Source organism: uncultured Aquimonas sp. (assembly GCF_937888285.1).
Classification (GTDB): Bacteria; Pseudomonadota; Gammaproteobacteria; order Xanthomonadales; family Xanthomonadaceae; genus Aquimonas.
Genome location: NZ_CALART010000060.1, coordinates 1 through 11,121 on the forward strand (window position 1 = coordinate 1; position 11,121 = coordinate 11,121).

5 protein-coding genes and 1 pseudogene are annotated in these 11,121 nt (G+C 66.4%); 1 reads left to right on the forward strand and 5 read right to left on the reverse strand.

Annotation, left to right across the window (positions count from 1 at the left end; translation table 11 throughout):
* Positions 1–37: 37 nt before the first annotated feature.
* The 5 genes and pseudogenes from Q0654_RS12425 to Q0654_RS12445 form a co-directional block, all read right to left on the reverse strand.
* Positions 38–2,563: a protein kinase gene (locus tag Q0654_RS12425; protein ID WP_298854224.1), complete on the reverse strand. Its 2,526-nt coding sequence runs from the start codon at positions 2,561–2,563 to the stop codon at positions 38–40.
* 211 nt (positions 2,564–2,774) lie between these two features.
* Positions 2,775–5,390 carry a carboxypeptidase-like regulatory domain-containing protein gene (locus tag Q0654_RS12430; RefSeq protein WP_298854226.1) on the reverse strand — a complete coding sequence of 872 codons (2,616 nt, stop codon included), beginning with the start codon at positions 5,388–5,390 and terminating at the stop codon, positions 2,775–2,777.
* Between the two features lie 196 nt (positions 5,391–5,586).
* Positions 5,587–8,280, reverse strand: a complete 2,694-nt coding sequence (gene metH, locus Q0654_RS12435; protein WP_298854228.1) for a methionine synthase — start codon at positions 8,278–8,280, stop codon at positions 5,587–5,589.
* The gene (locus tag Q0654_RS12440; RefSeq protein WP_298854230.1) at positions 8,277–9,398 is read right to left on the reverse strand and encodes a homocysteine S-methyltransferase family protein; all 1,122 of its coding nucleotides are present in this window, start codon (positions 9,396–9,398) and stop codon (positions 8,277–8,279) included. Before Q0654_RS12440 ends, metH begins: the two co-directional genes overlap by 4 nt.
* Before the next feature lie 206 nt (positions 9,399–9,604).
* Positions 9,605–10,525, reverse strand: a pseudogene (locus tag Q0654_RS12445) (metalloregulator ArsR/SmtB family transcription factor); the annotation flags it as partial.
* A gap of 400 nt (positions 10,526–10,925) precedes the next feature.
* Here Q0654_RS12445 and Q0654_RS12450 point away from each other — a divergent pair.
* Positions 10,926–11,121 (forward strand): acyl-CoA dehydrogenase family protein (locus tag Q0654_RS12450; protein ID WP_298854234.1); only part of this gene is annotated, 196 nt, incomplete at its 3' end.

An 11,121-nucleotide genomic window follows, 5' to 3' on the forward strand; every position in this document is an offset into this window, starting at 1 on the left:
GGCTTTGAGCTTCAAGGCATGTTGAGGGTGGGCGGGCTTAACTTCGGTGGATTGGGTCAAGGTGGGAGGCCCGTAAGGCAGCGATCTGTCGATCCATGTTGCGCAGCTCCTGCAGTGAAGAGCTCGACGCGCTTATCAACGCCCGCTTGGCCATCAGATATCGCAATGAGCGCTGCGAGGCCTCGTCAAGTGTCGAGAGAATTTGGAACGCCGTCGGCCAATGGGATGTCTGACCGGCAGGCTCAACCGCGGCGAGTTCAACGTACAGCAATTCGAGGTCTGGGCTCGACTGATCAGACTCGCGCAGCGCCCACAATTCCGCCATCACCGCGCGCGCACAGTCTTCTTCCGCCATGCCCAGCTCTTTCCGAGCGAGACAACGAGCTCCGCTCACTCGCAAACGCTCGCCTTGGGGAAGTTGGCTTTGGCTCGCAATGATGTTCTCGTAAGCCTGCTCCGCAATGGCTAAGCTTTCGCGGCTCGCGACCGCGTCATCTGCTGTCCTAACTGCGGCCCGATAGCCGAGCAGTGCGAGAAGCAGTTGCCTACGAGGTTGCGTAGGGTCGTTTGCCACATCATCTCGGGCGAGCGCCACCGCTCTAAGTAGGCTCTGAAGGCTTGAGACAGTGTGGCCCAGCTGATCGTTGAGTACGTCGAGGGTGTATCGCAGGTTGATCTCAATGCGTCGGATTCGTGCGCTGCCGCCCGCGGCGCGCTCATGAGCCAACAAGCGCTCAAGCGCCTTTGTGTGGCTTGAGAACGCAGCGGTCGGTCTGCCCAATTGCTCCTGCGCGTTGGCGAGCCAGGAAAGGGAATCCACTAGGTCCACGACTTGAGGATCCGCGTCGGACGAAAGGTTCTCCTCGCGGATCTGAGCGGCTTGGCGAAAGTATGCAAGTGCTTCCTCTGTGCGCTTTTGAGCTAGCAGTGCGGAGCCCAGATTATTCAGGGCGTAAGCAACCTCTTGGCGTCCGCGCGCGTGGTCGTCCGTAGCAGCTGCAAAGGTTTTGGCCTCCTTCAAGTACCTTTGCCAGTGTTCCCCTGCCTCGTTGAGGTCAGAACTCCTGTAGGCAATCAAACCTTGCCAATACGCGATCTGCGCGGCCTCGAAGTGCAGTTCTGGCTCGGGCAGCGATGCGCTGTCGAGGATGGCGTCCAGCACCAGCGCCGCCTGTTCGAGTATTGGCGCTGCTTGGTCAAGATGCTGGCGCGTCACCTGCACTTCCCCCAGCGTTCGCAGAGCCCGGGCGCGGGCCAATGCGCTCGCCGCGTCACCGCGCATATCCGCCTCGCCCAGGTACTTGAGTGCCTCTGCACCAATGCTGTCGAGCAGATCCAGCCGGCCCAAGGGGCGCAGCTTGTCGGCGAAATCGCCGAGCATGTACTGGATCAGCTGCTCGGCCTCGCCGCGACGCTGTTCCGCCAGCGCCTGCGCGGCCTCCGCCTGCGCTCGGCCGGCGCGTGCTTCGGTCAGGCCATAGAGCGCCAGGCCGGTGCCGCCGACCAGGGCGAGGCCAATGAGCGATGCAGCGGCCGTTGCCAGCGCATTGCGCCGGAGGAAGCAGCGCAGCGTGTAGCCGCGCCCGCCTGCGACCGCCAGTACCGGTTCGCGCTGCACCCAGCGCTGCAGGTCTTCGGCCATCGAAGCTGCCGAGGCGTAGCGCTGGTCGCGGTCTTCCGCCATCGCTTTCAGCACGATGGCGCGCAGTTCGAAAGGCGCGCGCCGCAGCTGCTGCGCGTCGCCCTCGCTCGGTACGCGTGCCTGCAGGCTGCGCGCGAACTCTTCGCGCAGCGCGGTGCTTTCAGGCGCACGGCTGTCGAAGGGCAGGCCCACCTGCTGACGCAGGCACTCGGCCAGCATCACGCCGAGCGCATAGATGTCGCAGCGCGCATCAATGCCCGCCGGGCCGGGTTCGCGCTGCTCGGGGGCCATGTAGGCCGGCGTGCCGGCGATCTGGCTGGGCTGCATCGGCGTCGGCCCGTCAGCGCTGGTGCCCAGTGCGATGCCGAAATCGATGATGCGCGGCAGCGGTCCGGCTTCGGTGTCCTGCACCAGAACGTTCTGCGGCTTCAGGTCGCGATGGATCAGGCCGCGCTGGTGGGCGTGCTGGATGCCGCCGCAGAGCTCGACGAACATGCGCACCAGCGAGAGCAGCGGCTGCGGCTGCAGGCGCAGGAACTCGTCCAGCGGCCGACCGGGCACGTATTCCATGGCGAAGAACAGCGCGCCGTCCGGCAGACGCCCCGCGTCGTAGATCTGCGCGATCGCCCGATGCGAGAGCTGGGCCAGCGCCTGGCGCTCGACTTCGAAGAAGGCCTCGGCTCGCGCGCTGCGCCGCTCCGGCAGCATCACCTTCAGCGCGACATCACGGATCAGCGGGTGCAGCTGGTGGGCGAGCCAGACCTGGCCCATGCCGCCCTTGCCCAGCCGGCGTACGAGCTTGAAGGCGCCGATCCGCTGCCCCTCGCTCCAGTCGCCCGCAGTCGGTGAGTCCGCACCGCACGCGATGGCGAGGGTGTCATGGCGCGGCAGGACGCTGGTCGGCTGCTCGGAGGACGCCATCACTACGCTGAACGAGGGATGTGAGGGCCGTCACTATACGAGGCATGCAAGTTGCAGCGCCAGTGGGGTGTAGGCCCGGCTTGCGGGCCTCCACCCCCGATGACCTCTGGCCAGCATCTTGGCCAGCGCCGCTCGCGATGCGACGACTGTGGCGGATCAGCGGCCCAGGCGTGGCTGCCGCCCGCCGCGAAGCAGCGAACGGCGTTCCGCCTCAGTCTTCAAATCCATGGTTGAACAGGATGATCCCGTCGCTCATGCGTATCACGATGTCGGGAGCGAGGGTGGAGCCGTTCACTGGCGAGGGAACGGGTGTCGCACCCTGCAGCGAGCACTGCCCGAAGTAGACCGGGCCGGCCGGACAGCGGATCCCGCTGTAGACCTGGTCCTCCAGACCCAGCAGGTTGAAGGTGGAGAGCAGCCGGGTTTCGAACTGGTAGTGGCCCACGTAGACCATGCCGTCGGCGGATGAGGCCAGGCTTTGAATGCGCTGGCCGCCGTTATTCCAGACGTCGATGACAATTCCGGCCAGCGGTGTGTTGTCACTGGCCCGGACCACCCGGAAACCGCGTGTGTCGCGCGGGCGCAAGCGGAAGTCGATGCCTTCGTAGGTCTGGCCGGGTTGCAGCTCGAAGATCGTCGCGCTGGCCAGGTCGCAGCCCGTGGACTGGCTTGACCACCCGGAGAGGCAGTCGATCTGCGGGAACAGCTGGTTCCAGTAATTGTATTGGCTGGCACCCAGGCGAGCGCTTCCGCTCGGCAATGACTGCGTGCGATAGGCGCCGTTCGCGTCTGTCTGCACCCAGACTTGCCTGATCACCTGGCCGGTGGGTGAGAGTGTCTGCAGTTGAATTTCGTAGCTCTGTCCTGGCCCGGCGAAGGTCACCCGGCCCGTCACCGTCGGATTGGGCGTCAGTCCGATTTCGAGGTCCCTGTTGCCGGACTCCCGCGTGAAGACCAAGGGGGTTGCGCCCGGGCAGTTGAAGAACGTATTCGGTGCGGGGCAGAGTATATTGTCGAAGATTTCGCGGACATGGTCCGGTGATTCCACCACCAGCACATAGCTGCCAGGACGAATCCCCGGCATCTCGAAGCTGCCCTCATGCGTCGAGGTGTCGGTGACGTAGGTGCCGTTGGTTTCATAAAGCGCGACACGGGCATTCGCAACCGGTTGGCCGTTGTTGTCGCCAACAACGTTGCCGCGCAGCACGGGGCGGGCTCGCAGGTCGAACTCGATCGAGATTCCTGGCCCTGACGCAGGGAAGTTGATTACGCTGGCTTGGCTGAGTTCCTCGATGCACGAGCTCAGGCACTCGATGCCTCCGTAAAGCTGCGAGTACGCCCTGCTCGTCTCGATTCGGACCCGATAGCTGCCGGCGGCAATCCCGTCGATCGAACCTTGGGCGCCATAGGCGAAACCGTAGTACACCTCAGCACCGGTTGAGTCGAATAGCGTCACCGCGAAGAACTCGGATGCTGGGGCGGGTGTGCCGCCTACGCGCAGGTTGACTTGCAGTCGCGGTACAGGCGACAGCGAGAAATCGGCGCGCAGCAGAGGGTTGGCCGGATCGTTGCGGACGGGGGTGCCCGAACTGATGGTGCAGCCCTGCTGTGGGCAGTCGATGCCGTTGTAGAGCTGCGAACGGTAGCCAGGGGCTTCCGCGAGCAGGTACGAGTCGACTCCACTTGCCAAGCCGATTTGATAACGCCCGAACGAGTCCGCGTAGGTCGATTCGCTGTAGAAGGGCGACTGCGCAATGCCAAGCCGGACTTGCGCATTTGGCACTGCCGCTCCGGTAGTGGCATTCGTGACGACGCCAATCACACTCCCCAGAGGATCAAGAGCGAAATTCAACGTCGCAGAGCCACCGGTCAGTGCGACCTGGGTTGGCTGGGCCTGGCCATAGGTGCAGTCGGCCATGGAGCTCTCGTATCGACCTGCGCATGGCACTTCGCTCCACGCCTCATGCGCGAGCCGGTCAGAGGACCATGTATTGCCGGTGCGGACAACATACGACCCGTTCTGCTGGTACCCGATCATGTACCGACCCTGCGCGTCGACCTGGGTGCTGCCTTCGAGCAGGTACTGGCCATTCACCACCCGGAACATGCCAACCGTGCCCTCCGTAAAGGGCGTGCCATCGGCCGACCGCGTCACCTGACCCTGCACCAGTGAGAAGTTCACACCGCCGAGAATCACCGCGCCTGGCTGATCGCCGAGGTTGTCGAGGCGGACCAGCCAGAAGGTCTGCTTGTCAGAGGGAAGCGTCAGCTCGGCCTGCAGGCCGATGCTGTCGTCGGCGCTGGCGATCGGCTCAGCGACGAGCTCGCGGCAGTCGGGCCAGGCGCTCAGGCGGGTGTCGAGGCGGGACCCGCGCGTGGTGACGCCAATGGCTTTCTCCGTGCTGCCCTGGACGCGGATCCACAGCGACTCGCCGGGCTGCATTTGCAGTTCCAGTGCTTCGCCGGTGTTGAGCGGCAGGGGCGCTTCACAGCTCTCGCCGACCGTGCCTGGCTGCCGGATGGTGGGAACCGGTGGCGGCAGGTCAAGCGTGCCGATACGGCCGCCGTGGACCAGCTGGAAGCGCGCGATCGCATGCAGGCGCTGCGTTTTCTCCAGCAGTACCGGATCGCCCTTGACTGCGTCTTCGAGCGCAACAAAGCGCTGCAGCAGCGCATCGGAGGCCGTCGATCGCGACGCGCCCGAGAGCGTCTCGGCGCGGCGCAGCTCCAGCTGCGTATCCGTCAGTACCCGATGGAAGTCATTCGCGTGCACGCACGCGGGAAGAGCGGGCAGGGCAAGGCCCGCCATCAACAAAAGACGCTTCATTGAACCCCCTGAGGCATGAGGCCACTCGGGCAGTCGTAGCCCAGACGTGGCACAAGGACGTGCATTGCCACGGACGGCATCGCCCCGGCGCGCGAATCGTAGGGGCGCGCTGTGGCCTTGCATAGGGCTTCAGAGTCTTCTTGATCTATGTGATCAAAAGCCGGGTTGCTGCTGATATCGAGCTACCGGCTTCTCGCTACTCCGGGTCGTAGTCCAGCACCGGTGCCAGCCAGCGCTCGGCCTCGTGCAGGGGCAGGCCGCGGCGGTGGGCGTAGTCGGTGACCTGTTCCTTGCTGATGCGGCCGACCACGAAGTACTGGCTTTGCGGGTGGCTGAAGTACATGCCGCAGACCGAGGCCGCCGGCGTCATCGCCAGCCCTTCGGTCAGCGCCATGCCGCAGCGCGCTTCGGCTTCGAGCAGGCGGAACAGGGTGCGCTTGGTGGTGTGGTCGGGACAGGCCGGATAACCCGGCGCCGGGCGGATGCCGCGGTACTGCTCACGCACGAGTGCCTCGTTGTCGAGCTGCTCGTCCGGCGCATAGCCCCACAGCTCCTTGCGCACCCGCTCATGCGCGTACTCGGCCAGGGCTTCGGCGAAGCGGTCGGCCAGGGACTTCAGCAGGATGGCGCGGTAGTCGTCGTGCTCGGCCTCGAAGGCGCGTGCGCGCTCCTCGCAGCCCAGCCCGGTGGTGACGGCGAAGGCGCCGAACCAGTCCTCGCGGCCGGCATCGTGCGGGGCGATGAAGTCGGACAGGCAGAAGTCCGGGCGTTCGGCCGGCTTGTCGACCTGCTGGCGCAGGCCGTGGATCACCGCCAGCTCGCCGCCGTGCGCGTTGAACACCTCGATGTCGTCTCCGACGCTGTGCGCGCGCCACAGGCCGACCACGGCGCGAGCCTCCAGCCACTCGCCGTCGATGATCTCGCGCAGCATCTGCTGCGCATCGCGGAACAGCTCGCTGGCCTGCGCGCCGACGACTTCGTCGGTCAGGATGGCCGGGTAGCGGCCCGCCAGCTCCCAGGCGTTGAAGAAGGGCGTCCAGTCGATGTAGTCGACCAGGGTGGCAAGTTCGACCTTGAGTTCGGTGACGCCAGGCACGCGCGGTGTCGGCGGCACGTAGTTCGCCCAGTCGCCGCGGAAGCGCTGGCCGCGGGCGTGCTCCAGGCTGACCAGGCGCTTGCCGCTGCCCTTCTGCGCGTGGCGGGCGCGGATGTCGGCGAAGTCGGCTTCGTTGGCGGCGACGAAGCTCGCGCGCAGTTCGGCGCTGATCAGGCTCTGCGCCACGCCGACCGCGCGCGAGGCGTCCTTCACCCAGACCGTCGGCGAGTGGTAGTGAGGCGCGATCTTGAGCGCGGTGTGCGCGCGCGAGGTGGTGGCGCCACCGATCATCAGCGGCACCTGGAAGCCCTGACGCTGCATTTCCTTGGCGACGTGGCTCATCTCCTCCAGCGAGGGCGTGATCAGGCCGGACAGGCCGATCAGGTCGGCATTCACCTCGCGGGCGCGATCCAGGATGGTTTGCGCCGGCACCATCACGCCGAGGTCCACCACCTCGAAGTTGTTGCAGGCGAGCACCACGCCGACGATGTTTTTGCCGATGTCGTGCACATCGCCCTTGACCGTCGCCATCAGGATGCGGCCGTTGTTGCGGCCGGCATCGCCCGAGCGCAGCTTCTCGGCCTCGATGTAGGGCAGCAGGTAGGCCACCGCCTTCTTCATGACGCGCGCCGACTTCACCACCTGCGGCAGGAACATGCGGCCTGCGCCGAACAGGTCGCCGACCACGTTCATGCCGGCCATCAGCGGGCCTTCGATCACCTCCAGCGGCTTGGCGAAGCCCTGCCGCGCCTCCTCGGTGTCGGTCTCGATGAACTCGTCGATGCCGTGCACCAGCGCATGCTTCAGCCGTTCGGCCACGGGATTGGCGCGCCAGGCCAGCTTGGCGGTGGTGTCGACCGTCTCGCCCTTGCCCTTCTTGTAGCGCGGGGCGATTTCCAGCAGGCGCTCGGTGGCGTCGTCTCTTCGGTTCAGCACCACGTCCTCGACGCGCTCGCGCAGTTCGGCGTCGAGGTCGTCGTAGATCGGCAGCGCACCGGCGTTGACGATGCCCATGTCCATGCCGGCGCGGATCGCGTGGAACAGGAACACCGCGTGGATGGCCTCGCGCACCACGTTGTTGCCGCGGAAGGCGAAGCTCACGTTGGAGACGCCGCCGCTGACATGGCAGTGCGGCAGGGTCTGCTTGATGATGCGGGTGGCCTCGATGAAGTCCACCGCGTAGTTGTTGTGCTCGTCGATGCCGGTGGCGATCGCGAAGATGTTCGGATCGAAGATGATGTCTTCCGGCGGGAAGTCGAGCTTGTCGCGCAGCAGGCGGTAGGCGCGGGTGCAGATCTCGACCTTGCGGGCGCAGGTGTCGGCCTGGCCCTGCTCGTCGAAGGCCATGATCACCGCGGCCGCGCCGTAGCGCTGCACCAGCCGCGCCTGCTCGAGGAAGGCCGCTTCGCCTTCCTTCATCGAGATCGAGTTGACCACGCCCTTGCCCTGCAGGCAGCGCAGGCCGGCTTCGATCACGGTCCACTTGGAGCTGTCGACCATCACCGGAATGCGCGCGATGTCGGGTTCGGCGGCGATCAGGTTGAGGTAGGTCACCATCGCCTTTTCGGCGTCGAGCATGCCCTCGTCCATGTTGACGTCGAGGATCTGCGCCCCGCTCTCGACCTGCTGGCGGGCGACTTCGACGGCCTCGTCGTAGCGCTGGTCGAGGATCAGCTTGCGGAACTGCGCCGAGCCGGTGACGTTGGTGCGCTCGCCGATGTTGACGAAGTTGGTCTCGGGCGTGATGACCAGCGGCTCCAGGCCGGACAGGCGCGTGTAGCGGGGCATGCTCATGCCGCGGCCTCCGTCGTCTGGCTGGGCAGCGCGCGCGGCGGGATGGCGCTGACCGCCTGGGCGATCGCGGCGATGTGCTCGGGTGTGGTGCCGCAGCAGCCGCCGACGATATTCAGCAGGCCGGCTTCAGCGAACTCGCGCAGGGTGCCGGCCATTTCTTCCGGTGTCTCGTCGTAGCCGCCGAAGGCGTTCGGCAGGCCGGCATTCGGATGTGCGCTGACGTGGGTCGGCGCGACCTGCGCGAGGATGTCCACGTGCGCGCGCAGGTCCTTGGCGCCGAGTGCGCAGTTCAGACCGATCGCATGCGGCCGCGAATGCGCCAGCGAGTACCAGAAGGCTTCGGCGGTCTGGCCCGACAGCGTGCGTCCGCTGCGATCGGTGATCGTGCCGGAGATCATGAGCGGCAGGCGCGCGCCGCGCTGCTGGAACACCTCATCCACCGCGAACACGGCTGCCTTGGCGTTGAGCGTGTCGAACACGGTTTCCACCATGATGATGTCGGCGCCGCCGTCGATCAGGCCTTCGGTGGCTTCGCGATAGGCCGCTGCAAGCTCTTCGAAGCTGGTGGCACGGAAGCCCGGGTTGTTGACGTCCGGGCTGATGCTGGCGGTGCGGCTGGTGGGGCCGAGAATGCCGACCACGAAGCGCGGCTTGTCGGGCGTCTGCGCCTCGATGGCGTCGCAGCAGGCGCGGGCCAGCTGCGCGCCTTCGAAGTTCAGTTCGCGGGCGAGATGCTCCAGCTTGTAGTCGGCCTGCGACAGCGTGGTGCTGTTGAAGGTGTTGGTCTCGATCAGGTCCGCGCCGGCTTCGAGATAGGACGTGTGGATGTCGGCGATGATCTGCGGCTGGGTCAGCGTCAGCAGATCGTTGTTGCCTTTCAGGTCACAGCCGCAGCCTTCGCCGTGCGCATGGCCCTCGTGCCCGCAGGGCGGCTGCGACTGCAGCGCGTCCAGCCCGTGCCGGAAGCGCTCGCCCCGGTAGGCGGCCTCGTCCAGCGCATGGCGCTGGATCATGGTGCCCATGGCGCCGTCGATGATCAGGATGCGTTCGGCAAGCGCGGCGTCGAGCTTGGCGACGCGGTCGGGCTTGAGCCAGGGCAGGGCGGTGAAGTCGGGCATTGCGTGGATTTCTCAGCGGCGCCTGGGGAGGGCGGGCGTTGGGGTTGATAGGTTGATCGTGGGCCGCGCGATTCGCGTTCGAGGTTGTCGGGCGTGGTACGTGTTTGATCGGGACGGGGGTGCGGTTCAGCTCACGGTGGGCCAGGGCCCACCCTATGCGGCACGGATAGGGCGCCCGGCAAAGCCGTGCTGGCGAACGATCAGGTCTTGTGGGCGATCAGGGCGATGACCTCGAAGTGCGGCGGGCGGCGTTCGCGAGTGACCGTGCTGGCGGTCTGCACGCTCAAGCCCGCCTTCTCGGCGAAGCGCTTCAGCTCCTTCTCGCTGAAGCCGAGGTTGACGTGGCCATAGGGCGCGACCGCCGCCTGGTGCTCGTGCTTGGCGAGACTGGTCAGCAGCAGGCGACCGCCGGGGCGCAGCACGCGACCGGCCTCGGCCACCGCTTTGGCCGGCTTGTCGGCATAGGTGAGCGCGTGCATCAGCACAACCAGATCGAAGCTGGCTTCGGGGTAGGGCAGGGCGTGCATGTCGCCTTCGACCACTTCGACATTGGCGTGGCGCGACAGGCGCTCGGTGGCAGCACTGACGACGCGCGCGCTGGAGTCGATGCAGACGTAGCGCTGGGCATGCGGCGCCACAAGTTCGGCCAACACGCCGTCGCCCGAGGCGATGTCGAGCACCTCGCCCGGCCGCATCAGCGGCAGCGCCGAGCGCGCCAGGGCTTCCCAGGTGCGTCCGGGCGAATAGTGGCGCTCCATGTCGCCGGCGACGGTGTCGGCCCAGTTCTCCTCGGCTGCGCGCAGGGCCAGCACTTCCGGCAGACGCTCGGCGTCCTGGCGCAGCAGCGGGTCGTCGGCGCCGTTGCGCAAGGTGTCCCAGAGCGCGCGCTCGGCCGGCGGCAGGGCCTCGTTGAAGCGGTAGTAGGCCGAGACGCCGGCGCGGCGATCAAGCACCAGCTCGGCTTCCTTGAGCTTGGCCAGGTGTGTCGATACCCGCGGCTGGGCCAGCATCGTGATCGAGGCCAGCTCGGCGACGGTCAGCTCCTCGCGCTCCAGCAGGGCCAGCAGGCGCACGCGGGTGGCGTCCGCGAGCACGCGAAGGCAGGCCGACCAGGCATTCAGATCCATGTGTATCGCTTCATCGGGATTCAAAGATGAAGCAGGGTAGGCAGGGGCTTGGGGTGCGTCAAGCTTTGGAGGCCTTGGCTCAAGTGAACGTGCGGCGAGTGCGGCGCGGGGAACGTTGCTTCGGGTCGCTGCTATGGACGTTGATCCGGTGCAGAGAACGTGGTCGCCGGTGAGCGGGCTCGCGCATGGGCTGGTGAGGCCTGCGTCCGCAGGGCGTGGATCTGCACAGCGCCGCACGAATCTCCAATCCCGAGTCCCGAGTCCCGAGTCCCGAGTCCCGAATCCTGGCTTGCAATGTCTTCCCTCGACTCCGCCTTGATCCGGCTGCCCCCTGAACCGGGTTAAACTCGCGCAGTTTTCAAGCGCTCGTTTGAATTTCGCCCACGCCTCAGGAGCCCCCATGGACTTCAACTTCAACGAAGAGCAGCTGATGATCCGCGACGTCGCGCGTCGCATCGCACAGGAGAAGATTGCTCCGAGCGCCGAGCACCACGACCAGTCCGGCGAGTTTCCTCTCGAGAACATCCGCACGCTCGGCGAGGCCGGCCTGATGGGTATCGAGGTGCCGGCCGAATACGGCGGCGCCGGCATGGACC